20 protein-coding genes are annotated in these 23,584 nt (G+C 72.7%); 9 read left to right on the top strand and 11 right to left on the bottom strand.

Going from position 1 to position 23,584, the window contains the following annotated elements; translation table 11 throughout:
- Window positions 1–86: 86 nt before the first annotated feature.
- From GA0070607_RS29915 to GA0070607_RS29900, 4 genes are all read right to left on the bottom strand, one after another.
- On the bottom strand, window positions 87–3,230 hold the full coding sequence (locus GA0070607_RS29915) for a GH92 family glycosyl hydrolase (protein WP_089021192.1): 3,144 nt from the start codon (window positions 3,228–3,230) through the stop codon (window positions 87–89).
- Between the two features lie 144 nt (window positions 3,231–3,374).
- Entirely contained in the window at window positions 3,375–4,580 is a 1,206-nt protein-coding gene (locus GA0070607_RS29910) for a WD40/YVTN/BNR-like repeat-containing protein (RefSeq protein ID WP_089021191.1), read from the bottom strand.
- The gene (locus tag GA0070607_RS29905) at window positions 4,567–5,088 is read right to left on the bottom strand and encodes an RNA polymerase sigma factor (RefSeq protein ID WP_231930512.1); all 522 of its coding nucleotides are present in this window, start codon (window positions 5,086–5,088) and stop codon (window positions 4,567–4,569) included. The genes GA0070607_RS29910 and GA0070607_RS29905 overlap by 14 nt, the downstream gene beginning before the upstream one ends.
- A gap of 61 nt (window positions 5,089–5,149) precedes the next feature.
- On the bottom strand, window positions 5,150–6,172 hold the full coding sequence (locus GA0070607_RS29900) for a saccharopine dehydrogenase family protein (RefSeq protein WP_089021190.1): 1,023 nt from the start codon (window positions 6,170–6,172) through the stop codon (window positions 5,150–5,152).
- A gap of 96 nt (window positions 6,173–6,268) precedes the next feature.
- Between GA0070607_RS29900 and GA0070607_RS29895 the strand changes: the two genes are divergently transcribed.
- Both GA0070607_RS29895 and GA0070607_RS29890 read left to right on the top strand, forming a co-directional pair.
- Window positions 6,269–7,222 (top strand): helix-turn-helix domain-containing protein, encoded by a 954-nt coding sequence (locus tag GA0070607_RS29895; protein WP_089021189.1) that lies wholly within the window; start codon window positions 6,269–6,271, stop codon window positions 7,220–7,222.
- Window positions 7,223–7,380: 158 nt separating this feature from the next.
- The gene (locus GA0070607_RS29890) at window positions 7,381–7,767 is read left to right on the top strand and encodes a DUF2267 domain-containing protein (protein ID WP_089021188.1); all 387 of its coding nucleotides are present in this window, start codon (window positions 7,381–7,383) and stop codon (window positions 7,765–7,767) included.
- Window positions 7,768–7,879: 112 nt separating this feature from the next.
- Here the strand turns inward: GA0070607_RS29890 and GA0070607_RS29885 are convergent, their stop codons facing one another.
- The 3 genes from GA0070607_RS29885 to nhaA all read right to left on the bottom strand — a co-directional run bounded on the left by GA0070607_RS29885 (window position 7,880) and on the right by nhaA (window position 11,845).
- Window positions 7,880–9,517, bottom strand: a complete 1,638-nt coding sequence (locus GA0070607_RS29885) for an ABC transporter permease (RefSeq protein ID WP_172899129.1) — start codon at window positions 9,515–9,517, stop codon at window positions 7,880–7,882.
- Window positions 9,514–10,404 (bottom strand): ABC transporter ATP-binding protein, encoded by an 891-nt coding sequence (locus GA0070607_RS29880; protein WP_089021186.1) that lies wholly within the window; start codon window positions 10,402–10,404, stop codon window positions 9,514–9,516. Before GA0070607_RS29880 ends, GA0070607_RS29885 begins: the two co-directional genes overlap by 4 nt.
- Window positions 10,405–10,525: 121 nt before the next feature.
- The gene (gene nhaA / locus GA0070607_RS29875; RefSeq protein ID WP_089021185.1) at window positions 10,526–11,845 is read right to left on the bottom strand and encodes a Na+/H+ antiporter NhaA; all 1,320 of its coding nucleotides are present in this window, start codon (window positions 11,843–11,845) and stop codon (window positions 10,526–10,528) included.
- A 223-nt stretch (window positions 11,846–12,068) separates the two neighbouring features.
- Between nhaA and GA0070607_RS29870 the strand changes: the two genes are divergently transcribed.
- Window positions 12,069–12,641 carry a GNAT family N-acetyltransferase gene (locus GA0070607_RS29870; protein ID WP_089021184.1) on the top strand — a complete coding sequence of 191 codons (573 nt, stop codon included), beginning with the start codon at window positions 12,069–12,071 and terminating at the stop codon, window positions 12,639–12,641.
- 24 nt (window positions 12,642–12,665) lie between these two features.
- Here GA0070607_RS29870 and GA0070607_RS29865 read toward each other — a convergent pair whose 3' ends face one another.
- Entirely contained in the window at window positions 12,666–14,144 is a 1,479-nt protein-coding gene (locus tag GA0070607_RS29865; protein ID WP_089022187.1) for a glutamate--cysteine ligase family protein, read from the bottom strand.
- Between the two features lie 181 nt (window positions 14,145–14,325).
- Between GA0070607_RS29865 and GA0070607_RS29860 the strand changes: the two genes are divergently transcribed.
- Window positions 14,326–14,664 carry a DUF3817 domain-containing protein gene (locus GA0070607_RS29860; RefSeq protein ID WP_089021183.1) on the top strand — a complete coding sequence of 113 codons (339 nt, stop codon included), beginning with the start codon at window positions 14,326–14,328 and terminating at the stop codon, window positions 14,662–14,664.
- Between the two features lie 41 nt (window positions 14,665–14,705).
- Here the strand turns inward: GA0070607_RS29860 and GA0070607_RS29855 are convergent, their stop codons facing one another.
- Together GA0070607_RS29855 and GA0070607_RS29850 are read right to left on the bottom strand one after the other, a co-directional pair.
- Entirely contained in the window at window positions 14,706–15,566 is an 861-nt protein-coding gene (locus tag GA0070607_RS29855; RefSeq protein ID WP_089022186.1) for an alpha/beta fold hydrolase, read from the bottom strand.
- A 50-nt stretch (window positions 15,567–15,616) separates the two neighbouring features.
- The gene (locus tag GA0070607_RS29850) at window positions 15,617–16,165 is read right to left on the bottom strand and encodes a hypothetical protein (protein WP_172899241.1); all 549 of its coding nucleotides are present in this window, start codon (window positions 16,163–16,165) and stop codon (window positions 15,617–15,619) included.
- Between the two features lie 142 nt (window positions 16,166–16,307).
- Here GA0070607_RS29850 and GA0070607_RS29845 point away from each other — a divergent pair, with 142 nt between their 5' ends.
- The 3 genes from GA0070607_RS29845 to GA0070607_RS29835 are packed head-to-tail and all read left to right on the top strand — an operon-like array spanning window position 16,308 to window position 20,314.
- Window positions 16,308–17,432 carry a baeRF2 domain-containing protein gene (locus GA0070607_RS29845; protein ID WP_089021182.1) on the top strand — a complete coding sequence of 375 codons (1,125 nt, stop codon included), beginning with the start codon at window positions 16,308–16,310 and terminating at the stop codon, window positions 17,430–17,432.
- Window positions 17,425–19,179 carry a thiamine pyrophosphate-binding protein gene (locus tag GA0070607_RS29840; protein ID WP_089021181.1) on the top strand — a complete coding sequence of 585 codons (1,755 nt, stop codon included), beginning with the start codon at window positions 17,425–17,427 and terminating at the stop codon, window positions 19,177–19,179. Before GA0070607_RS29845 ends, GA0070607_RS29840 begins: the two co-directional genes overlap by 8 nt.
- A gap of 49 nt (window positions 19,180–19,228) precedes the next feature.
- Window positions 19,229–20,314, top strand: coding sequence for an iron-containing redox enzyme family protein (locus GA0070607_RS29835; RefSeq protein WP_231930509.1), 1,086 nt, complete (start codon window positions 19,229–19,231; stop codon window positions 20,312–20,314).
- 9 nt (window positions 20,315–20,323) lie between these two features.
- Here the strand turns inward: GA0070607_RS29835 and GA0070607_RS29830 are convergent, their stop codons facing one another.
- Complete coding sequence (locus tag GA0070607_RS29830) at window positions 20,324–20,554, bottom strand: CDGSH iron-sulfur domain-containing protein (protein WP_089021180.1); 231 nt, start codon at window positions 20,552–20,554, stop codon at window positions 20,324–20,326.
- A gap of 241 nt (window positions 20,555–20,795) precedes the next feature.
- Between GA0070607_RS29830 and GA0070607_RS29825 the strand changes: the two genes are divergently transcribed.
- Together GA0070607_RS29825 and GA0070607_RS29820 are read left to right on the top strand one after the other, a co-directional pair.
- Complete coding sequence (locus GA0070607_RS29825; protein WP_408630928.1) at window positions 20,796–22,199, top strand: hypothetical protein; 1,404 nt, start codon at window positions 20,796–20,798, stop codon at window positions 22,197–22,199.
- Window positions 22,200–22,422: 223 nt separating this feature from the next.
- Window positions 22,423–23,565 (top strand): SigB/SigF/SigG family RNA polymerase sigma factor, encoded by a 1,143-nt coding sequence (locus tag GA0070607_RS29820; protein WP_089021179.1) that lies wholly within the window; start codon window positions 22,423–22,425, stop codon window positions 23,563–23,565.
- The last annotated feature ends 19 nt before the right edge of the window (window positions 23,566–23,584 follow it).

Raw genomic sequence — 23,584 nt, 5'->3', positions numbered from 1 at the left:
CCCGACGCCGGCCAGCGTGGCGAAGTGCCACGCTGGCCGGCGTCGGCCGTTGAAGCGTGCGGATCAGACGGCCACCCCCAGGGTGATCAGGACCCGTACACCTCCACCTCATAGAGACGTGCCGCCTGGTCGGTGGTCTGGGTCGGGGTGAGCACGTTCACCCGTACGTACCGGCCACTGGCCGAGAGCGGATGCTCGCTGGCGTCGGCGGTGTTGCCCCGAACCTGCGCCACCGTCGTCCAGGTGCCGGCGTCGGGGGACACCTGGAGGTCGAAGTCCCGGGTGTTCCAGGCCGGGTTCTCGCCTCCCGCCCCGGCGTGCAGGACGCGGATGGAGGTGATCGCGCGGGTCGCGCCCAGGTCGATCCGCAGGAACTTGCCGGCGCCGGTCGAGCACCACTTGTCGGCGTTGCCGCCCGAGGTGCTGCCGTTGACGGCCTTCTCCGGCCCCTCGGTGCTGGCGCACTGGGAGTCGGCGACGGCCGGCCGGTTCAGCGCGAGGTTGGTCGCCGCCGCGCCGCCGTACACCTCGAACTCGGCGATGCGGGCGGCGCCGTTGCCGTTGTTGGTGGGGGTGGTGATGGCGAGCCGGACGTGGCGGGCGGTCACCGCCCCGATCGGGTGGTAGGTGCGGCTGGACCGGTTGCCGGTCACCGTCGCGCGGGTCGTCCAGGTGGTGCCGTCGGAGCTGGTCTGGATGGTGAAGGCGCCGGTGTTCCAGCCGGTGGTCTCGCCGCCGAGCCCGACGTGCTTGACGACGAAGGAACGCACCGTCTGGTTGGCGCCGAGGTCGACCTGGAGGGTCTTCGTGCCGGCGGCGAGGGAGCACCACTTGCTGGTGCTGCCGAGCCGCCCGTCGAACGCCTTCTCCGGACCCTCCGCGCTGTTGCACGCGGCGGAGCCGGTGGCGGGCTTGCCGGCGGCCAGGTTGGTGCCGAGGTCCGGAGCGGCCGGCGGCGGGGTGAACCCGTCGTTGAACGACGGCGGAACGTCGGCCGGGTTGGTGCCCCAGGCCGACGGCGTGCCGCCCATCGCGTACGAGAGGGTGCCGCCACCGGCGATGTCCGCGTACCGCAGCCAGGGCCGCTGCGTCGACGTGCCGTTCACCGAGAGGCCCTGGACGTACTGGTTGCCCTGGCCGGCGGCGGGCGCGGTGATCTGGAGATCACCGGTGGGCCGGTCGACCAGCATCGAGGAGAAGAGCGGGCCGTGCAGGGCGAGGGTGTCCGCACCCGGGGTCGGCGGGTACATGCCGAGCGCCGACCAGACGAACCACGCCGAGGTGGCGCCGAGGTCGTCGTTGCCGGGCAGGCCGCCGGCGCCGGTGGTGAACGACTCGTTCATGATCCGGCGTACGGCGGCGCTCGTGCCGGCCGGCGCCGCCGCGAAGTGGTACGCCCACGGCACGCCGTGCTCCGGCTCGTTGCCGATGTAGAAGTACGGCTGTGACTGCCCGCCGTTGGTCTGGGTGAAGTGGTGGTCGAGCCGCTGGATAGCGGTCTGCTGTCCACCCATCAGGTTGATCAGGCCGGCGAAGTTGTACGGGACCATCCAGGTGTACTGCGACGCGTTGCCCTCGACGAAGTTCGACTGGCTGGCCGGGTCGAGCGGCCAGGGCCAGGTGCCGTCGGCGTTGCGCGGGTGCACGTAGCTCGACTCGGTGTTGAAGGTGTTGCGCCACCACTGGGCGCGCGTCATGTGCGTGTTGTAGGTGGCGGTGTCGCCCAGCGCGCGGGCGAACTGGGCGACCGCGAAGTCGCTGGCCGAGTACTCCAACGAGTCTGACGGGTCGCCGTCGATGTACTGGCGTTGCACGTAGCCGCTCTGCCGGCCCCGGATCGGGCTGCCCTGGGTGGTGCCGCCGGCCGAGCTCTTCTTCATCAGCGACAGGGCCGCGGCGGTGTCGAAGTCACGGGCACCGAACTGGTAGAGGCTGTCCACGATGATCGGCCCGGGATCCCCGGTCATCACGAACGCCTCGTTGTGGTTGTGCGACCACTTCGGCAGCAGGCCGCCCTGCTGGCCGTCGAGCACCATCGACTTGGCGATGTCGGCGGCCTCCTGGGGCGCGAGGTAGGCGATCAGCGACGCCCACGAGCGGTAGATGTCCCATCCGGAGTAGTTCTGGTACACCGGGTGGCTCGCGCTGTGGATGGCGTTGTCGAACCCGCGGTACTGCCCGTTGACGTCGTTGGAGACGTTGGGGTTGATGAAGACGCGGTAGAGCGCGGTGTAGAACTTCTGCAGGTCGGCGGGTGTGCCGCCGGTCGCCTGGATCCGGTTCAGGACGGTGTTCCACTGGGCGTCCGCGTTGGTGCGGACGGTGTCGAAGGCGAAGCCCGCCTGCTCGGCGGCCAGGTTGGCGGCGGCACCCGCCTGGCTGACGAAGGAGATCCCGATCCTGGCCTGCACGACGGCGTTGCCGGACGTGTCGAAGGTGAGATAGCCGCCCGAGTTCGTGCCGCTGACGCTTGTGCCGCCGGCGGTGACGGTGCCACCGAGCCAGGTGCCGGTGCCGCTCGGGGCGCGGTCGAACTCCATCCGGTAGAAGATCTGGTACGTCTTCGAGCTGCCGCAGAAGCCACCGCCGGTGACGCTGCCGGTCACGGTCGAGCCGTTGATCGTCAGCGCGCCGGCGCGGTTGCCGGTGGCGCTGCGACTGGGGTTGATCAGCACTCGGGCGCTGGTGGTGGACGGGTAGGTCAGTCGCAGGGCGGCCGTGCGGGCGGTGGCCGAGGCCTCCACCTTCGTGTTGCCGTAGTTGCTGAGCACCGCCTGGTAGAAGCCGGGTCGGGCCTGCTCCTGGCTCTTGTTCTGGGTGGCGCGGTAGGACGTCCAGGCGGTGCCCGGCGAGGAGCCGAGGGCGCCGGTGATCGGGAGGATGCCGAGGTCCTCGTTGTTGGCGCAGCCGGCCCCGTTGAAGTGGGTGAGGCTGAACTCCTCGATCTGGGTGTCACTGAACCGGTACCCCGACGGTGAGGCGGTCGGGGTGTCCGGGCTGAGCTGCACCATCCCGAACGGCTGGATCGGGCCGGGGACTGTGCTGCCGCCCGCGCCTCCGCCGACCGGGTTCGGTGCGTTGCTGTCGTCGGTGCCGATGAACGGGTTGACGTACGAGGTGAGGTTGAGCGGTGCCGCGGCGGCGGGCGCGGCGACGGCGGCGAGGACGGACGTGCCGGTGATGGCAGTCGCCAGCAGGCTGAGCAGACGGGACGGGCCTGATCGGGGCATGAGGCGGACCCTCCTTCGAGGTGGCGACACCCGGTATGACATCGTTGTCATCGATGGGCGTCGAACTCCTGTGTAGGCCTCTGGGAGAAGACTGTCAATGGGTCGGACGTGTGGCGGCGCTTGCCGCCACACGTCCACATCTGCTCAGGCGAGCGGGAAACGGGTCCAGGTGGTCGCGTCCGTGGTGAGCAGGAGGTGGTCCGGCTCGCCCGTCGACCCGTCGTCCCGGCCGAAGAGCCACGCGTACCCGGGGGCGACGCTGAGCGATCCGACGGCCGTCCCGTACTCCCGGGCGACTGTGAAGTGCCGCCCGTCGTCCCTGCTGACCAGCAGCGTCGCGCGGCGTTCGGCCCCGGTGCCACCGCTCGGCGCGATCACCAGCAGGGACCCGTCGGACCCGACCGTGAGGTCCCAGTGCGTCCGCTCCGGCAGGTCCGTGCCGGTGTCGGTCCAGGTCTTCCCACCGTCCGTGGTCTTCCACAGCCGCCGCGCGCCGCCCACCGTCGACGGCGAGGTCAGCACGTATCCCTCCCGGTCGTCGACCCCCACGATCGCCATCACGTTGCTGTCCTCACCCACCTCCCAGGTGGTCCAGGTCGCGCCCCGGTCGGAGCTGCGGGCGACTGTCGCTCCCGAGGGGCTCGGCATCTGGTACGTCGCCCAGATCGTCCCGTCGGGGCTGGGGTAGAGGCTGTGGAGCGGACGCCATGACGGCGCCTTGCCTCTCAGCCGGTACACGGTCCCGCTCGACGGATCCACGGCCAGCGGCTCCCGCTGGGCTCCACAGCCGAACCCGCAGAAGACCGGTCGGGCGGTCGACGGGAACGTGGGAACGGCCACGATTGCCTCGTTCCCGTCCCGCCACGTCCGGCCGTAGTCGGTGGAGAGGCGGAGCAGTCCCGCGTCATTGACCAGGTAGGACCGCTCGCTGAGCACAGAGGTCTCGAGGTTCCACGTCGTCGGCGTGGGACTGGCCGCGCATCTCGTGCTCTGGAACCGGGCCGCGTCCCAGTCCGACCAGCTCCGGCCCCGGTCGTCGGTGAGCGCGAACCGCAGGACGCAGCCGTCCCGTCGCACGTCGACGCCCGAGTCCGGACCGGTCAGCGTGAAGTCGCGGGACTCCTCCGGGCGGGGTGACGGCTCCTGCGGCCCCACCGGGTCGACCCGGTCCGGCCCTGTCACCAACGGCACGACGCTCACGCCGGCCAGGGCGACCAGCGCGGTCGCCACCAGCGCCACCGACCGCTGCCGGCGGAAACGGGCGGTGGAGCGCAGCCCGTCCAGGGGCGGCTGCCGGACGGCCTCGGCGATGGTCTCCACGTCGAACCCGGAGAACTCACGATCGGGCATCGATCCTCCCGGTTTGCGTGGTGTCGGTGGCGTCGGAGTCGGTGAGCAGTGCCGCCAGGGCGTTCCTGCCCCGGGACAGCCGGGACTTCACAGTCCCGGCCGAGACGCCCAGCGTCGCGGCGACCTCGTCCACCGGCAGGTCGACGAGGTAGTGCAGGGCCAGCGCCTGCCGCTGCCCCTCGGGCAGCCCGCGCAGCGCCGCGAGCAGGGCGAGGTGCTCCGGCGAGTGGTCGGCGACCGCCGGCGGCGGGCCGATCCGACGCAGCAGCCCATCGAGTACGCGCCGACGCCGGTATCGGCTGCGGGCCACGTTCACCGCGACGCGGCGCAGCCACGCCTCCGGGTTGTCCAACTCGGCGAAACGTCGGGGCGCGGCCAGCGCCTTGGTGAACGCCTCCTGGACCGCCTCCTGTGCCTCGTTCAGGTCGCCCGTCACCGCGTACAACTGGACCACCAGGCGCCGGAAACAGCTGGCGTAGAGCTCGGAGATCAGATCACCGTCGGACACCGCCACCCCCCTTCTTCCACCAGTTCCACAAACGGGCGAGGGAGAAGGTTCCGGCGGCCGGTCAGAATATGTCGAGCGAGATGTGCGCGGACAGCGCGCGCAGGAAGCCGGGCGCGTCGAAGATCGCGCCGGCGGAGGCGACGCCCCCCGTCCTGGTCCGACCGTCGAGGATGCGGTGGACCGCCTCGACGGCGAGGGGTGCGCTGATGGCGTAGATGTCCTGGCCGCTGGCGACGACGCGTCGTCGCGTGTCACCGGAGCGCACGACGACGTCGACGGCGAACGTCTGCACGGACCTGCCGAGCTCGTCGACCGCCGCCGGTGCGGGTGTGCCCGGAGCCGTCAGATCCCTGGCCGCGTCGGTGGTCATGTACGTGCGTACCTCGGGAATGGACAGGTGGCTGGGGACGGTGACGACGTCGGCCATCGTGAAATCCCCGAGGACGGTCTGGCGGCCCACCGGGGCGGGGAAGTCCCACTCCACCTTCGGCAGGTCGCACGCGTCGGTGTAGTAGTCCAGCCGGCCACCGGTGTAGCGGACACGCTGGCCCTCGCGCCGCTCCCGGGAGACGGCGCCGGCGGCGAGGGTCCCGGCCGTGGGGTGCCAGCTGCTCAGTCCGTACGCGACGTGCGCCTCGTCGGCCGACGCCCAGTCGCCCATCGCCGTGGTCACCAGCAGATCGCCGAGTCCGCCGAAGAAGGCCATCGCCGGGACCACTGCGACCCCCGCGGCCCGGGCACGCTCGGTGAAGTGCGTGAACGTGTCGACGTTGGCCTCGATCTCGGCTGCCACGTCCACGTACGGGATCCCGGCGCGCAGGGCGGCCTCGACCACCGGGGCGGCCGTCGAGGCGAACGGGCCGGCGCAGTTGACGACCGCGACCGAGCCCTTCAACGCCTGGTCGAGCGAGGCCGGGTCGTCGACCGACGTCACCCGGTATTCGAGCCCCGACGCCGCCAGTGCCCGGAGCTTGCCCTCGTCGCGACCGAGGAGAAGCGGGACGAACCCGCGATCGCGCAACTCCGCCACCACGAACCGCCCGGTGTGCCCGTACGCACCGAACACCGCCACGTTCTGACTCATCTCTCCAGTCCTCTCAAAGATCGACTGAGAAGAGCCTCCCGCGGCGGCCGGTCACTGACCAGTGTCGGGAACGACATCCCCCGTACACTTTCGGACATGGCCACCATCGCGATCGCCGCCACCGACGGGATGCTGCACTTCGAGCTCGCCATGGCCTGCGAGATCTTCGTCCGCGACCCCTCCGGGCTGGCGGACCCGTGGTACGACGTCGCGGTCTGCGGCCCGGGTCCGGTCCGGATCGGCAGGTTCCGGATGGAGCCGGACGGCGGGTTGGACCGGCTCGCCCACGCCGACACCGTGATCATCCCGGCCGTGGAGGACACCGACGCCGACGTGCCACCCGACCTGCTCGACGCGGTCCGCGCGGCCCACGAGGCGGGCGCCCGCATGGTCTCGCTGTGCACCGGTGCGTTCGTGCTGGCCGCCGCCGGGGTGCTCGACGGGCTACGCGCGACCACGCACTGGGCCCACACCGAGGCGCTTGCCGCCCGCTATCCCCGGGTGACGGTCGACCCGGACGTGCTCTACGTCGACAACGGCACAGTGCTCGCCTCCGCCGGCAAGGCCGCCGCGATCGACCTGTGCCTGCACCTGATCCGCCGCGACCACGGCTCGACGGTCGCCAACGCCGTCGCCCGCCGCCTGGTCGTGCCGCCGCACCGCGCCGGCGGCCAGGCCCAGTACGTCACCACCCCGGTGCCCGCTCGCGACGACCATCCCCTCGCCAACCTGTTCCCCTGGGCGATGGAACGGCTGAACCGAGCGCTGACCGTCGAGGACCTGGCTCGCCAGGCCAACATGAGCTCGCGCAACCTGGCCCGCCACTTCAGGTCCGCGACCGGCACCACCCCGCTGCACTGGCTGTCGACGCAGCGGATCCGCCGTGCCCAGGAGCTGCTGGAGAACACCGACGACAGCATCGAGGCCATCGCCGAGGCGGCGGGTATGGGCACCGCCACGACGCTGCGCCGACACTTCCACCGCACCGTCGGCGTACCGCCGGACGCCTACCGGCGCACCTTCCGCAGCGCCGCGTCCCCGACCGGCTGATCCGCCTGGTTCGCGGCGAGATGTGAGGTCCCGCTCGCCGACGGGCTCGAAGTCCGGGTCGACGACTGACCTCGTTTGCGCCCAGGGAGCCCGGGAACTCGCCGCATTCGTCCGCCGGCAGGCCTGACGGCCGGTCGAGAAGACGGAAGGAGCGGGTCATGGAGTACGAGCAGATGATCGCCACGGTACGGAAGCGCGCGGGCCTCGGCGAGAACGAGGCCGTACGGTCCGTACAGGCCGTCCTGTCGGTGCTCGGCGAACGGCTCGCCGGACAGGAGGCTGACCACCTGGCGGCACAGCTACCGGATCGGCTGGACGCGTCCGTCACCCGTAACCCACAGGGCCGCCGGTGGGACATCGGTGAGTTCCTGAAGCACGTCGGCGACCGGGAGCAGGTCGCGGACGCGGACCAGGTGCGTCAGCATGCCCAGGCGGTGTTGCGTACCGTCGCCGAAGCGCTCGACGACGACCAGCGTCACGACCTGTTCGCCCAGCTCCCCGGCGGTATTACCGATCTCTTCGGTGTTCCCACCCCGCGCGGCTGAACACCGCGACCCGCGCGCGCCAAGGTCGGCGCGTGGGTCAGGTCTTGCGGACCGTGCTGGCGAAGTCGGCGATGAAGAGGATGACGAAGCTCCAGGCGAGCGGGCTGTCCGCTCATCCCCGCAGGTCGCGTCGCTGATAGCCGACCGCTCCCAGGGCGGTGAGCGCGACGGCCGCGGCCACCATGAAGGTGGCCGCGGGCCAGTTCGGCGACAGGTCGGGGACCGGTGCGAGGTGCGCGAACGGAGACAGTCGACCCACCCAGTCCGGCGCGCCGGTGCTGTCGGCGATGACCCGCAGGAGGAACCCGCCCGTCGCCGGCAGAGCCCCGACGAGGGCGACCGCGCGGGGTAGCCAGCCCAGCGCGAGCACTGCCGCTCCCAGGCACAGCAGCGCCACCGGCAGCACGTTCATCGCACCGGCAAGGGAACCGCCCAACCCCAGTGGCGCACCGACGGCGGCGGCGCCCGCCCACGTGGCCAGCCCGGCGACGGCAACGAGCGCCGCGGCGCCGCTGGCGGTGACGGCCAGCTCGGCGAGGAGAAGCCGAAGGCGGGTGACCGGCTGCGCGAAGAGCAGCGTGAGACGACCGTCGGCCTCGTCGGCGGCGACGGCGGCCAACCGGACTGCGGTGAACACCCCCGCCGGGATGGCGAGCAGGGCAAACAGCGCGGCCGCGTACCCGTCGACCGATCCGAGCCCGCCGAACCCGGCCTGGGCGGCAAGGTCGCCGAAGCGGCGGTTGTCGGCCAGGAACTCGGTCATGGACAGCGCGAGCAAGCCGATGAGCAGATAGTAGGCAGCCAACCCGATCGCCCACCCTAGGAGCGGACGCAGCGCCCGGCGGGCGGCGAACCCGGCCACTGAGCCGAGCAGCCGCAGCCGGGGGGGACGGCCCGCCGAGGTGGCCAGCCAACCACCGGCCACGTCGCGGCGGCGGGCTGCCAGGACGGCTGCCGCGAGCAGGCCGGCGGCCGTGACCGCCAACACCACGATCGGCAGGATCCGGTTCGCCGCGTACGGCTGGACCAGCGCGAGCAGCCCGAAGGGTGACAGCCAGCGCAGCCACCCGAGTGCGTCGACGCCGTCGCCGATCATCCGGACCAGCAGGGCACCACCGAGCAGCGCCATCGCCGCGCCGCTCGCCCCGGCGCGGGTGGGGAAGATCTGCGCGGCCAACGTGCCGGCGGCCACGAAGTACGCCCCGGTCAGGGCGAGGCCGACGCCGTGCAGAAGGGCACCTTCGGGGGACGTGCCGACGGCGGCCAGGGCGCCGCCCGCCGCGAGGCCCGCGACGACCACCGCGCCGATCAGGACGGCGGCGTACCGGGCCACGATCGAGGTGAGCGGGATCCGACCTGCGGCCAGCAGGTCCCACCGCCGCGCGTCCTCTTCGCCCCGGGTGACCCGGGTCGCTGCGAGCAATCCCCACGAACCGGCGAGCACGGACAGGACGGTGCCGGTGCGCCACACCGTGAATCCGCCCGCATCGTCCAGGGCGACCGGTTCACCGAACAGGGTGCGGATTGCCGGGTTCTCGGCCAGCGCGGCCAGTGCCGCGGCATCGAGTGCGTCGCCGACGGTGCTGGCATAGGTGGTAGCGACCATCGCGGACATCCCGGCGAGCAGGGCGATGGTGATCAGCGCACCACGACGGACCTGCCGTAGGGCCAGCCGGGTGACCGCCCCGCCGGCGGCACGCACGGACCGGCCCGTCCGAGCCCACCCCGGGCTGGCATCGACGGCCGTCACCGCGACTGCTGTGCGTAGTAGTCGAGGAAGATCTCCTCCAGGGTCGGCTCGTGGATCCGCACGGCCGTCACCTCTGCTCGGGACAGGGTGCGCAGCGCCTGCGCAGGCGGTCCGGTGAGCGTGAACCGGAGCCGGGTGGGGCTGATCTGCTGCACAGTCTCGACGCCAATCACCCCGGTCAGGTCGGGTGCGGGCCCGGTGAAGCTCACCTCGACCTGGCTGCGGTGCAGCCGGCGTAGCTCCGCCACCCCGGCAACCTCGACCAGGCGGCCCGCGCGCAGGATCGCCACCTGGTCGCACACCGCCTCGACCTCGGCCAGCTGATGGGAGCTGAGAAACACCGTCTGGCCCCGCTCGCGGGCCTGCTCAACCGCCGTCTGGAACTCCCGCTCCATCAACGGGTCCAGCCCGCTGCTCGGCTCGTCGAGGACGAGCAACGGCGCCCGGGTGGCGAACGCGGCCACCAACGCCACCTTCTGTCGGTTTCCGGTCGAGTACGCCCGCCCCGGCTTGGACAGGTCCACCGCGAACCGTTCCACCAACTCGTCCCGGTAGGCACGGTCCACTCCCGGACCGATCCGACCCAGCAACTCCAACGCCTCGGCCCCCGTCAGGCCAGGCCAGAGCGCCACGTCGGCGGGAACGTACGCCACCGATCGGTGCGCCACAGCGACGTCAGCCGCGTCGGTGCCGAAGATCAACGCTCGACCGGTGGTGGGTCGGGCCAACCCGAGCAGCAACCGGACAGTGGTGGACTTACCGGCGCCGTTCGGCCCGAGAAACCCGAACACCTCGCCGGCCGGCACTGTCAGGTCGAGTGCGTCCAGCGCACACACGGGGCCGTAGCGTTTGGTCAGACCGACGGTGCGGATTGCAGGAACAGTCATCTGGTACTCCCTGGTCGGCAACGAACATCACGCCGACCAGGCTTCCCGGCACACCTGGGCGAAGCGTACTCGCCGTCGATGCCCCGGCGTAAGGTCCGACCAGGGTCCTGGCGTCGTCGGATCAGTCGCAGATTGCTCGGCTCGTCTGTCCCTCGTAGACGTCCGGCACCCCGTCGGCGTCGCTGTCGCGCTCCTCCAGCGCGCAGACGCCCTGGTAGTGGCGGTTGCGGGCGCGTAGGACGACGGTGGCCAGCAGGGCCGACAGCAACGACCCGAGCAGGACGCCAATCTTGGAGTGGTCGTCGCGTTCGCTGCCGGCTCCGAACGCCAGCTCGCCGATCAGTAGCGACACGGTGAACCCGATCCCGGCCAGCAGCGACAACCCGACCATGTCCCACCAGGCCAGCCCTTCAGCCAGCCGAGCCCGGGTGAACCGCTGCACGAGCCAGGTCGCACCGAGAACGCCAGCGGCCTTACCCGCCACCAGCCCGACGACCACGCCCAGGGCGACCGAGTCGGTCAGGGTCGCACCGAGGCCGCCCGCACCGGCGACCGACACCCCGGCGGCGAAGAACGCGAACACCGGCACCGCCACCCCGGCGGACACCGGCCGGACACGGTGCTCCAGGTGCTCCGCCATCCCCGGGCCCGGACCCGCCTTGCGGCGCAGCACCGGCACGCTGAAGGCCAGCGCGACCCCGGCGACCGTGGCGTGTACCCCGGAGGCGTGCACGAGCGCCCACGTCGTGACGGCCAGTGGCAACAGCAGCCACCAGGACCGCACCCGACGCTGCACCAGCAGGCCGAACAACGCCAGTGGGACCAACGCGAGCAACAGCGGCCCGAAGTGCAGCGAGCCGGTGTAGAAGACGGCGATGATCATGATCGCGAGCAGGTCGTCGACGACCGCGAGGGTCAACAGGAAGGTCCGCATCGCCGCGGGCAGATTTGTGTTGATCACTCCGAGCACGGCGAGGGCGAACGCGATGTCTGTGGCGATCGGGATGGCCCAGCCGGTCAGGGCCCCGTCGCCTGTCCGCAGGTTGAACGCCACGAAGATCAGCGCCGGCAGCGCCATGCCACCGAGCGCGGCGGCGACGGGCAGTATCGCCCGCCGGGGCTCGCGCAGATCACCGGCGACGAACTCGCGCTTGAGCTCCAGGCCGGCGACGAAGAAGAAGATCGCCAGCAGGCCGTCACCGGCCCACTGCGCCAAGGAGAGGTCCAGATGCAGCGTGGCCGGACCGATCGTCAGCTCGGAGAGCGACCGGTACGCGCCGGACCAGGGAGAGTTGGCCCATACGAGGGCGAGCACGGCGGCAGACAGCAGCAGCACACCACCGACCGTCTCGGTCCGGAGGATGTCACCGATCCGGCGCACCTCGGGCCAGCTGCCGCGGCTGAGCAGCTGCGGCCTGTGGTTCGTGGGCGGCGGGGCCATCGGGATCCTCCGGTGGGGTCGGTAATGGAACTGCAGACCAGTCTTCCCGGCACCGCCGCCTACCTTAGTCAAACGATGACCATCGGGCCGGGACCAGGCAGCTGGCGCGCACGGGGCTCCGGCGTGAACCGCGAGTGTCCCCGCCACGGCGTCGATCGATGGCCTGGGGTCGGCGCGCGAGGCGATCGCGCGGGGCGGATGCGGGGCCACTAGCGTGTCGGCAATGGGGAGTGATGTCACAGCGGTGCCCGCGAAGGACGATCTCGCAGTCCGGCTGCGGCCGGTCGGCGAGGCCGACCTGGAGATGTTCCGGCGGTTCTGCACCGAGCCGGGGCTGATCGGGTTGGACTGGTCCGGCTTCCGTGACCCGGGTTCACCCGCGCGGCGGTTCGCCGCCGACGGCTGGCTGGGCGCCGACGACGGGCGGCTCATCGTCCAGGTCGAGCCGGACCAGGCCGCCGCCGGTTTCGTCAGCTACCTCTCGGGGCGCTACAGCGGCATGGCGTCGTACTGGGAGATCGGGATCGCGCTGCTGCCGGCGTGGCGTGGGCGCGGCATCGGCTGGCGGGCCCAGGCGCTGCTCTGCGACTACCTGTTCGAGCACACCCCGGCGCAGCGCATCCAGGCCGGCACCCATCCAGAGAACGTCGCCGAGCAGCGGTCGCTGGAGAAGGCCGGCTTCCAGCTCGAAGGCGTCGTGCGGGCCAGCGAGTTTCGAGCTGGCCAGTGGCGTGACGGGTACCTCTACAGCAGGCTTCGCGACGACCCGTCACCCTGGGACCGTTCGGGGGAGTGACGTCCGCTCAGGGGTCGGGCCGGTTCAGGGGATGGGCCAGTCGTGCACCGGCCGGTTGCTGTGCATCAGCGTCACGTAGTGCCGGACCACCTCGCGCAGCGCCGCCGGCCGGTCCAGGTGGTCCGCGGACTCCAGCCGGTGCAGCGTCTCCACCTGCCACGTCGCGCCGTTGCGCCCGGTCAGGCAGCGCTGCTCGATGATGCCCAGCAGCCGGTCACGCTCGCCCGGGTCCAACCCCCAGCGGTCCAGGCCGTGGTGCGCCAACGGCAGCAGCCGGCGCAGCACCAGCTCGGTGACCGGCAGGTAGCCCAAACCGGGCCAGAAGACCTGCGCGTCGATGCCGTACCGGGCGCAGCTGGTGAAGTTTTCCTCGGCGGCGCTGAACGACATCTGCGACCACAGCGGCCGGTCCGACTCGGCCAGGGCCCGCACCAGCCCGAAGTAGAAGGCGCCGTTGGCGATGGTGTCCAGCACGGTCGGCCCGGCGGGCAGCACCCGGTTCTCCACCCGCAGGTGCGGCCGCCCACGAGACACGTCGTACACGGGCCGGTTCCACCGGTAGACCGTGCCGTTGTGCAGCCGCAACTCGGCGAGCCGGGGCACCTCACCGGCGGCCAGCGCCTGCGCCGGGTCCTCCGGGTCGCAGACCGGCAGCAGCGCCGGGAAGTAGCGGACGTTCTCCTCGAACAGGTCGAACACGTTGGTGATCCAGCGCTCGCCGAACCAGACCCGGGGTCGTACGCCCTGCGCCTTGATCTCCTCCGACCGGGTGTCGGTGGCCTGCTGGAACAGCGGGATGCGGGTCTCCCGCCACAACTCCCGCCCGAAGAACAGCGGCGCGTTCGCGCCGAGGGCGACCTGGATTCCGGCGATCGCCTGGGCGGCGTTCCAGTAGTCGGCGAACTGGCCCGGGCTGACCTGGAGGTGGAACTGCGTGCTGGTGCAGGCCGCCTCCGGGGTGATCGTGTCGGCGGTGACCGCCAACCGTTCCACACCGCTGATGGCGATCGGCAGGTCCTCGCCGCGGGCGGCGAAGATCTGCTCGTTGAGCAGCGCGTACCGGGGGTTCTGCGAGAGCGTCTCGGCGGTCAGGTGTTCGGGGCGCAACGTCGGCAGGATGCCGATCATGACCATGTGGGCGCCGATCGCGCGGGCCTTCTCCTCCGCGGCGTTGAGGCTGGCCCGCACGTGCTCCTCGAACTCGGCGGTGCCGGTGCCGGTCAACCGGCGGGGCGCCACGTTGATCTCGATGTTGAACTGGCCCAGCTCGGTCTGGAAGCTCGGGTCGGCGATCTCCGCCAGCACGTCGGCGTTGCGCATCGCCGGCATCGAATCCTGGTCGACCAGGTTCAGCTCGATCTCCAGCCCGGTCAGTGGCCGGTCGATGTCGAACCGCGACTCGCGCAGCATCTCGGCGAAGACATCCAGGCAACGGCGGACCTTGTCCCGGTAGCGGGCCCGATCCTCCCGGCTGAAGGTGCGTACGCCGACATCCTCGCCCATGGTCACCACCCTGTCACCGCTGGTCCCCCTAACCTCGCACGTGCCGGGCGGGCGGGGAAGACCCGATGGTCCCTTCCTACCCAGCTGTGCGCCCGGTGATCCCTGTCGCGCCCGCGTGGTCCACTCCGGTGCGGCCGGCGCGCACCGATAGCATTGCCGCCCGAGAGGTGGTGGCGTGGGAATGCGTGAGAAGGTGACCCGGCTCTTCGTCGCGGCGGCGATCGCCGAGGCGTGCTCCTGGCTGGCCCTGCTGGTCGGCATGGTGGTCAAGTACGGTCCGCCGGAGAACGAGCTGGGCGTCAAGATCTTCGGCCCGATCCACGGCGGCCTGTTCGTCGCGTACGTCCTGCTGGTGCTGGCGGTGGCCCGGTTGCACAGGTGGAGCCTGCTGGTCACGGTCGCGGCGCTGGCCTGCGCGGTGCCCCCGTTCGCCACACTGGCCTTCGAGCGCTGGGCCCGCCGCCGGGGCATGCTCGGGTCCGCCCGCCGACCGGCCCGCGAGCCCGCCCCGGTCGGCTGAGCGGCACGTCGCGCTGATCCGCCACCGGCCGCGCTGACCGGTCAGTCGGCCAGGAAGTCGGCGAGTACGGCAGCGAGAGGCTCCGGCGCCTCCTCGGCCATGTGGTGGCCCGAGTCGATCGACATGGCCCGGACGTCGTCGGCCCACTCCCGCCAGATCGCCGCCGGGTCGCCGTGCAACTCCACCATGTCGTCGCGCTCGGCCCAGACGAACAGCACCGGGCAGCCGATCCTCCGGCCGGCGGCGCGGTCCGCGTCGTCGGCCGCCCGGTCCGGGCCGAGGCCGGCCCGGTAGTCCTCGCACATCGCGTGGACGGTGGCCGGGTCGTGGATCGCCCGGGAGTAGTCCGCGTACGCCTCCTCGCCCATCTCGGCGGGCGAGCCGCCGTACCAGGCGTCCGGATCCGCGTTGATCACCCGTTCCGCCGGCTTGTCGGTCTGGGCGAGAAAGAACCAGTGCCACCAGCGGGCGGCAAAACGGGCGTCACAGTCGGCGAGTGCGGCACCGATCGGCACCCCGTCGAGCACACCGAGCCGGCTGACCCGGTCCGGATGGTCCAGCGCGGTGCGCATCGCGGCGTAGGCGCCGCGGTCGTGGCCGACCACCGCGGCCCGCTCGTGGCCGAGCGCGTCGAGCAGCGCGACCACGTCACGAGCCATCGCCCGCTTGGCGTACGCGGAGTGGTCGGCGGTCTCCGCCGGCTTCGTCGACCCGCCGTACCCACGCAGGTCGGGGCAGATCACCGTGTGCCGCTCGGCGAGCAGCGGCGCCACCCGGTGCCAGGTCGCGTGGGTACGCGGATGGCCGTGCAGCAGCACCACCGGCGAGCCGGACCCGCCGTGGCGCACCCGCAGGCGTACCGGGCCGACGTCGATCTCGTCGAGGGTGAATCCGGGAAACATGCAGGTGCCGGTGCCCACCCGGGCGGGCCCGGAAACCCGGACCCGGGCGGTCAGGTCAGCGCGGAGCAGGCCGTGACGCCGGCGAGCAGCAGCGCGCCCAGCACCGCCTGCAACAGCAGCGGCGGGCCGAGATGCGACCAGAGCGTCGCGGTACGCGGGGTGAGCAGCTGCCCGGTGGTGAGGTTGACGATCCGCTCGATCCGGGGCGGCAGCTCCGGGTCGCGTTGCGGGCGCAGGGTCAGCTGCACCTGGTCGGCGGGGTGCAGGGCGCTCTGCGGCAGGTGGCCGTGCAGCTCCACCTCGCAGAGCTGGCCGGCGGTGTTGCGCAGCCGCACCGGGGTGACCAGGTACTCAGGCCCCTGCTTCAGCTCTTTCCAGCGCCGCCGGGTGCCGCCACCCCCGGTGGAGAAGAGCGAGCGCAGCAGCAGGGCGGGGAGCGCGGCGAACGCGGCCGCGGCGAGCACCGCGACCAGCACCGGCTGGCCGATGCGCACCTCGCGCGTGTAGCCGTCGAGCAGGCGTACCAACCGCCCGGTGACGATCCGCTCCGTCGGGTGCACGATCCGTCGGGTATCGAGTCCGCTGTCCATCTCCACCACCGAGAGTCCGCTTCCGTTCACGCATCGTATCGACGTCCCCGGTTGAACGACGTGAATGAAACCTGGTCACGGGCTCACGGCCGCGAGGTGACATCCCGGGCGACCCGGGTAAGCGGGGGGCCGAGCTGGAAAGGGGTCGAGCATGCAGCTGTCCTTCCTGCGCCCGCTCTACGACCGACCCGGGCCGTGGTGCTCGGTGTACCTGGACGCCTCCGCCGACACGGAGGACGCCCACCCGGCGCTGGCGCTACGCTGGCGTGCCCTGGCGCGTCAACTGACCGACCAGGGCGCGGACGAGGCGACCGTCGCCGCGCTGGACCGGGTGATCCGTGGCCACGACCCGATGGTCGGGGACTACGGCCTCGCGGTCTTCGCCACCCGCGGTCGGGTGGTGCTCTCCGAGTACCTCTCCGCGCCACCACTGCGCGACCTGGCCAGTTACGCGCCACTGCCGCACGTGATGCCGCTGCTGGCCCAGCGCGGCGAACAGGTGGCGTGGGTGCGGGTGCTGGCCGACCGGACCGGCGCCGACGCGATCGCGATAAGCGCGGGCGGCGTACCCCGGCGGGCACACGTCGTCGGCCGGGAGACCTTCCCGCTGCGCAAGCCGCAGCCGGGCGGCTGGTCCCAGGACATCTACCAGAAGGCCGCCATGGAGGCCTGGCACCACAACGCCGGTGACGTCACCGCGGCGACCGTGCAGCTGGCCGACAAGGTCGGCGCGGAGGTGGTGGTCATCGCCGGCGATGTCCGCGCCACCGGGATGATCGCCGCCCAGATGCCCGAGCGTTGGCAGGACGCGATGGTGCGTACCGACGCGGGCTCGCGGGCCGGCGGCGCCGACCAGACACTGCTGGACGACCTCACCGTGCAGACCATCGCGGAGGTCGCCGATCAGCGGATCTCCGCCGCGCTGGACCGGTTCGGCGTGCAGGAGGACGTCGGCGCCGGGCTCGACGCGGTCGTCTCGGCCCTGCAACGCAACCAGGTGGACACCATGCTGCTCGTCGACGATCCGTCGGCCAACGGCGAGCTGTGGATCGGCCCCGAGCCGACCGAGATCGCCGTCGACCCGGGACAGCTGGCGGCGATGTCGGTGACCGACCCGCAACGGGTCCGCGCCGACGCGGCGCTGGTCCGGGCACTTGTCGGCACCGACGCGGCGCTGACCGTGCTGGGCCCGGAGGAGGCGCCCGAGCTCACCGACGGCGTCGGCGCGGTGCTGCGGTACGTCGATGCCGGCACGCCCGGGCGCGGCAATGGCTGAGCGCAGCGTCGCCGACCTGGTGGTGGAGCGGCTCCTGGCCTGGCGGGTGCCGCGCGCCTTCGGGTATCCGGGCGCGGCGATCGCCCCGCTGGTCGAGGCGCTGGACCGCACGGGCGGTGACCCGGCCTTCGTTCCGGCCCGGCACGAGGAGACGGCCTCCTTCATGGCCACCGGGCACGCCAAGTTCACCGGCGGCATCGGGGTCTGCCTGGCGACCCAGGGGCCCAGCGCGGTCCAACTGCTCAACGGCCTCTACGACGCCAAGCTGGACAGCACGCCGGTCGTGGCGATCATCGGCGAGGACATCTCCGGGCCGCTCGGCGGCGCGCACCAGCAGATCGGGCTCAGTCGGCTCTTCGGGGACGTGTGCAACCAGTTCGTGCAGTACGGCCGCCGGCCCGAGGACATACCCGCGCTGCTGGACCAGGCGTTCCGCACGGCGGCGGTGACCCGCAACCCGACCTGCGTGGTGCTGCCCCGGCAGTTGCAGGAGGCCGTGGTGCCCGACCTGCAGCCGCAGTCGGTCGGCGTGATCTCGGCGACCCCGGGCGTGCCGCTGGCCCGGGTGCTGCCGCACGACATGGACCTCGACGCCGCCGCGCAGCTGCTCGGCAGCGGCCAGCGCACGGCGATCCTGGTGGGTCAGGGTGGCCGGGACGCGGCCGGGGAGATCATCGAGTTGGCCGACCGGCTCGGCGCCGGGGTGGCCACCTCGCTGCTGGGCAAGCCGGTGCTCGACGAGCGGCTGCCCTACCACGCCGGGGTGCTCGGCGAGGTCGGCACCTCGTCCGCGGCGGAGCTGATGGGCGGCTGCGACACGCTGCTCATGGTGGGCACCAACGACCCGTGGACGGACTACTTCCCGATGCCCGGTCAGGCGCGGACCGTCCAGATCGACATCGACGGGCGGCGGATCGGCACCCGGTACCCGGCCGACGTGCCGCTCGTGGGTGACGCCGCCGAGACGCTTCGGGCGCTGCTGGCGCGGGTGCCGCACCGGCCCAACCAGCAGTGGCGCGCCACTGTGGAGAGTTCGGTGGACCGGTGGCGGTCGGCCGCCGCCGACCGGGCCGCCACACCGGCCGAACCCGTCAACCCGCAGCTCGTGCTCCAGGAGCTGTCCACCCGGTTGCCGGCCGTCGGCGCGGTCGCGGTGGACGTCGGCTCGGTCCTCTACTGGTACGCCCGGCATCTCGTCCTGCCACCCGGGGTGAACGCGCAGCTGTGCGGCACCCTCGGCTCGATGGGCTGCGCCCTGCCGTACGCGGTGGCCGCCAAGCTCGCCGCCCCCGACCAACCGGTGCTCGCGCTGGTCGGCGACGGCGCCATGCAACTCAACGGTCTCGCCGAGCTGATCACCGTCGCGCACCTCTGGCAGGAGTGGCGCGATCCGCGGCTCGTGGTGCTGGTGCTCAACAACCGCGACCACTCCGGCATGGGCGGCGGGCGGCAGACGTCGTCCGACCCGGCGCAGCGCCGCCCGGACGTGCCGTACGCCGGCTGGGCGCGGCTGCTCGGGCTGCACGGCGTCCGGGTGGACCGCCCGGAGCTGGTCGGCGCGGGCTGGGACGAGGCGCTCGCCGCGAACCGGCCGTGCGTGCTGGAGGCGGTGGTCGACGCCGCGGTGCCACTGGCGCCGCCGCAGCCGGCCTTCGCCGACCTGCGAGGCCTGTACGCCGACGGGGAGGCTGCCCGGCGGGTTCGCGAGCAGGTGGAGCTCACCGTGAACGCGGAGGGCCTCGTTTAGCGGTAGCCCGCCTGGGCATCAGTAGCGGCCCGAGGACGCTGGAGGTCACATGCTGGAGCCCGCCGACCGTCGTTACGGTCCCGCGCCCCTACCGCAGCCGCGCGGTCCGCTCTCCGCGGCGGTGACCGCTGCCCTGCGGCGTCCGCCGCACGACCTGCCGGCGGGCCTCGGTGCCGACCTCGACCCGGCGGACCCGCTCGCCGACGAGGATCTCCAGCTGACCCTGTTCCTCTGCTACGAGCTGCACTACCGGGGCTGGCGCGGGGTGGATGAGGACTGGGAGTGGCAGCCGACGCTGCTGGCCCTGCGGGCCCGTGCCGAGCGGCCCTTCGAGGCGGCGTTGCGCCGGCTGGCCCCCCCGCCGCCGCTGCCGCCCACCGGGGTGGCGGCGGCCCTGGCCGAGCTGGTCGCGGCCGACGACGGGCCTGCGCTGGCGGCCACCCTCCAGCGACGTGCCGACCTCGCCCAGTTCCGCGAGTTCGTCGCCCACCGCTCGGTCTACCACCTGCGCGAGGCGGATCCGCACAGCTGGGCGCTGCCCCGCCTCGGCGGCCCGGCGAAGGCCGCCCTGGTGGAGATCCAGACCGACGAGTACGGCAACGGCCGGCTGGACCGGATGCACGCCGAGCTGTTCCGGCGCACGCTCGACCGGCTGGGCCTGGACACCAACTACGGCGCCCACATCGACGCGGCGCCCGCGGTGACGCTGGCGACCAACAACCTGATGTCGCTGTTCGGGCTGCACCGGCGCCTGCGTGGCGCGCTGCTCGGTCACCTGGCCGCCTTTGAGATGACCTCGTCGGTGCCGAACCGCCGGTACGGCAACGGGTTGCGCCGGCTCGGCCTGGACGAGGTCGCCACCCGCTTCTACGACGAGCACGTCGAGGCCGACGCGGTGCACGAGCAGATCGCCGCGCACGACCTGTGCGGCGGTCTGGTCCGCGCCGAGCCGGCACTGGCCGGTGACGTGCTCTTCGGCGCGGCGGCCGCCCTCGCGGTGGACCGGCTGTTCGCCGCGCACCTGCTGGACAGCTGGGCCGCCGGACGCAGCTCGCTGCGAGCGCCGACCGCGCTGACCGTCTCGCTCCCGGCGACCACGACCGCTGCCGCCGGACCGCTCGCCGGCGTCGTCTGACCGCGGTCGTCACCCCTCCCGGACGGTGCCGGCGCGGAAGTTCACCATCTTGTGCGTGCCGTCGCAGAACGGCTTGAGCGCCGACCTGCCGCACCGACACAGCGCCACAGTGCCCCGGCGGGCGTCGATCCGCTCGCCCTCCGGGGTGACCAGGGCGAAGTCGCCGCGGATCAGCAGCGGTCCGTCCTGGTACGGCGTGATCGTCGCGGCGGCGGGCTCGCTCGTGTCGTCGGTGCGCATGAGCCCGGAAGTGCCCGCCCTGGCCCCGGCGAAACCCGACCCGCTGTGCCGGCCCGTTCGCGCCCGGCGACCCGCTCCCGCCGCCCGCGGCGGATAGTCGTGGAACGCCGGTCATGACCGGGGACCCCCGCCGACCAGCGGATTGTGCCGCCGGGTGGGTGATGCCCCGTTTGAACCCCATCGGGACGGGAAGCCGGGCCGCGTGGTGAGCGAACGAGGCAAGGTGGAGCCGGTGCACAAGGTGCACAAGGGGCTCACGGCCGACGGTGCCGGTCTGGCCGGCGACCGGGTCGTGGCCGTGAGCAGTCCGGCCCGGGTGCTGGTCGCCGCCACGGCCCGGGCACTGCGTGGCGTGGACTGCGCCGACCTCGGGCACGCCGGGCCGGTGTCGCGGTTCCCCGGCGCCCCGGAGCCGGTCCGCCGCGCCGCGGTCAGCCGGGCCGCCGGCCGGGTTGCGCTCACCATGGCCCAGGTCGACGAGGTGGACGCCGCCCGGGTCGCCCGCTGGTTCGTCGACCAGTACCCCCGCCAGCGCTACCCGGGGGTGCTGATCGGCTCACCGCACGGCGCGGCGGCCCACCTCGCGGTGGCACTGGGCGTGCCGTGGCTGCCGGCCGGCTTCGAGATGTCGGTGCACTGGACCGGCGGCGCGGTGGACCGCCCGGCCGCGGCGCTGGAGCACGGCGAGGTGCTCGCCGCCCGCCTGCTCGCGGGCAACCCCGACGTGCATCTCCGCCAGGTGCACTGCCCCGCCAGCCGTGGACCGCTGACCGGGGTGACCGTGTCGCTGGCCGCCCGTTGGCGGGCGCTGCCGGCGGCCTACACGCAGTTCCTGGCCGACCGGCTGACCCCCGGGGCACCGGTGGTGCTGGTCCGCGACGCGCGGACCTGGCCGGTGCTGGAGCGCGGCCCGGGGCACAGCTTCCAGGTCGGCTGCCCGGCCAGCGGGCTGGACCCGGTGGACTTCCACCCCGACAGCCACGCGCTGCGGCAGGTGCTGCGCTCCGTCGGCGGGGACGCCGCGCGGTGGGAGCCGCCGGAGATGTCCGTCCCCTCGGGCGCCGCCGAGCACGGCGTGGACTCCGGCTTCGAACTGGCCGCGCGGGACTGGGCGGCCCGCCGGGAGCACCCGCTGCACCGGGTGCTGGTGCCCCGGCCGGCCGCGCTGAGCGCGGGAGTGGCCGACCTGTACCGGCACTGGCTGCGCGGCGCCGGCAAGACCGGTGACCGGTTGGTGGTGGAGTGCGGCCGGTTGCTCGATCCGTGGCAGGTGGTGCGCGCGGGGCTGGTGCCGTACTGGTGCGAGAACGCCACCCGGCGCAGTGTGGACGAGGCCGAGTGGTGGCTGGCCGGCAGCGAGACGTTCAGCTCGGTGGACGTGCTGCCCGAGCCGCCCGGGGTGCGCTCGCCCGCCCTGGCCGGGCTGCCGCAGTGGCTGGCCGTGGCCGGGTTCGGCCGGCGCCGTCGGGCCCTGGACCGGACCGCCGCCCGGGGCTACCCGGTCACCTCGGTACCCACCCGTCGAGCCACCGAGGTGCTCCGCGCCCAGCCGTACGACCTGCCCACGCCACCCCCGCTGGGGGCCGCCGAGGCGCTTTCCGTGCTCCGGGACAGCGGCGGCCACCAAGGGCTGCTGATCTCCTGAGACGGAGCACGCCGAAACATCCTCGCGAACCCGGGGTCCCGTGATTGAGTACCTACGGAGCGGGAACATCGCTGACTGCGACGGCCTGATTGCGCTGCGCAAAGGCGTTGTCGCCCGCTGGCATCCCAGTCACTGACCCACTTTTCCGGCCCGGTGCGTGGCTCGACCACGCGCACGACCGGTTTCCCGATCCGGGCGGGGGACCTTCCTGAGGGAGGCGCGGATGTTCGGACAGACGAGCACGACCACGACCACACCACCACCGACGGATCGAGGTCTGGAGGACCTCGATGCGGCGGCGCTGGCGTACGCGGCCCGAATCGAGGGACTGCCGCCGGAGCGGCGGCAGGAGGCACGGGACGACCTGGTCCGCTTCGCGCTGCCGTTCGCCGGCCGCCTGGCCCGCCGGTACCGGGGGCGCGGGGAGCCACTGGAGGACCTGGAGCAGGTGGCCCGTCTCGGCCTGGTCAACGCCGTCGACCGGTATGACCCGGAACGGGGCTCGTTCACCGCGTACGCCGCGATCACCATCGTGGGTGAGATCAAGCGGCACTTCCGGGACCGCACCTGGGGCGTGCACGTGCCCCGCCGGCTACGCGACCTGATCCTGGAGGTCGGCCAGGCCACCGCCGCGCTGACCAGTGAGCTGTCCCGGGCGCCCACCGTCGCGGAGCTGTCCAAGCGGTTGGAGACCCCGGAGGAGGAGATCCTCGCCGCGCTGGAGTCGGCGGCCGGTTACAGTCCCGCCTCGCTCAACGCCCCGGTGGGCGGGGAGAGCTCCGCGGAGTTCGGTGACCTGGTCGGCGAATCGGACAACGCGCTGGAATCGGTCGACGACCGGGTGACCGTGAGCGGCCTGCTGCACCGCCTGCCCTGGCGGGAGCGGCGGATCCTGGCGATGCGCTTCTACGGCAACCAGACCCAGGCGGAGATCGCCGCCCGGTTCGGCATCTCGCAGATGCACGTCTCGCGGCTGCTGTCGCGGGCACTGACCTGGCTGCGGCAGGCGATGCTCGCCGACGCGCCGCCCCCGTGGCAGAACGGCGCCGCCGAGCCGGACCCGGGCAAGACCCGGATCTCGGTGAAGCAGAACGGCGACCGGGTGGTCGTCGAGGTCGGCGGCGAGGTCGACCGGGACGGCGCGGACCAGCTGCGCCGGGCGATGCTGGAGGCGGTCACCGGCCAGCCGAGCGAGGTGGTCGTCGACCTGGTCGGCGCGGGTGGCTTCGACGCCGGCGGGATCGCCGCGTTGATGGCCGGACGGGACGCGGCCGCCCGGACCGGGGTGCCGCTGCGGCTGACCCGGGTCCAACCCGCGGTACGCCGCTCGCTCACCGCCGCCGGCCTGGCGCCCGCGCGGGACTGAGCCCGGCCGGGCACCGTAC

This window comes from Micromonospora coriariae, from assembly GCF_900091455.1.
GTDB classification, from domain to species: Bacteria; Actinomycetota; Actinomycetes; order Mycobacteriales; family Micromonosporaceae; genus Micromonospora; species Micromonospora coriariae.
The sequence above is the reverse complement of the archived record's forward strand: the minus strand, read 5'-3'. Positions and strand labels throughout refer to the sequence as shown.

Excerpts from the sequence above, each read along its gene's own strand:
- GA0070607_RS29915 (WP_089021192.1), bottom strand. The coding sequence starts at position 3,230 with ATGCCCCGATCAGGCCCGTCCCGTCTGCTCAGCCTGCTGGCGACTGCC.
- GA0070607_RS29910 (WP_089021191.1), bottom strand. The coding sequence starts at position 4,580 with ATGCCCGATCGTGAGTTCTCCGGGTTCGACGTGGAGACCATCGCCGAG.
- GA0070607_RS29900 (WP_089021190.1), bottom strand. The coding sequence starts at position 6,172 with ATGAGTCAGAACGTGGCGGTGTTCGGTGCGTACGGGCACACCGGGCGG.
- GA0070607_RS29895 (WP_089021189.1), top strand. The coding sequence starts at position 6,269 with ATGGCCACCATCGCGATCGCCGCCACCGACGGGATGCTGCACTTCGAG.
- GA0070607_RS29890 (WP_089021188.1), top strand. The coding sequence starts at position 7,381 with ATGGAGTACGAGCAGATGATCGCCACGGTACGGAAGCGCGCGGGCCTC.
- GA0070607_RS29880 (WP_089021186.1), bottom strand. The coding sequence starts at position 10,404 with ATGACTGTTCCTGCAATCCGCACCGTCGGTCTGACCAAACGCTACGGC.
- nhaA (WP_089021185.1), bottom strand. The coding sequence starts at position 11,845 with ATGGCCCCGCCGCCCACGAACCACAGGCCGCAGCTGCTCAGCCGCGGC.
- GA0070607_RS29870 (WP_089021184.1), top strand. The coding sequence starts at position 12,069 with ATGGGGAGTGATGTCACAGCGGTGCCCGCGAAGGACGATCTCGCAGTC.
- GA0070607_RS29865 (WP_089022187.1), bottom strand. The coding sequence starts at position 14,144 with ATGGGCGAGGATGTCGGCGTACGCACCTTCAGCCGGGAGGATCGGGCC.
- GA0070607_RS29860 (WP_089021183.1), top strand. The coding sequence starts at position 14,326 with ATGCGTGAGAAGGTGACCCGGCTCTTCGTCGCGGCGGCGATCGCCGAG.
- GA0070607_RS29855 (WP_089022186.1), bottom strand. The coding sequence starts at position 15,566 with ATGTTTCCCGGATTCACCCTCGACGAGATCGACGTCGGCCCGGTACGC.
- GA0070607_RS29845 (WP_089021182.1), top strand. The coding sequence starts at position 16,308 with ATGCAGCTGTCCTTCCTGCGCCCGCTCTACGACCGACCCGGGCCGTGG.
- GA0070607_RS29840 (WP_089021181.1), top strand. The coding sequence starts at position 17,425 with ATGGCTGAGCGCAGCGTCGCCGACCTGGTGGTGGAGCGGCTCCTGGCC.
- GA0070607_RS29835 (WP_231930509.1), top strand. The coding sequence starts at position 19,229 with ATGCTGGAGCCCGCCGACCGTCGTTACGGTCCCGCGCCCCTACCGCAG.
- GA0070607_RS29830 (WP_089021180.1), bottom strand. The coding sequence starts at position 20,554 with ATGCGCACCGACGACACGAGCGAGCCCGCCGCCGCGACGATCACGCCG.
- GA0070607_RS29820 (WP_089021179.1), top strand. The coding sequence starts at position 22,423 with ATGTTCGGACAGACGAGCACGACCACGACCACACCACCACCGACGGAT.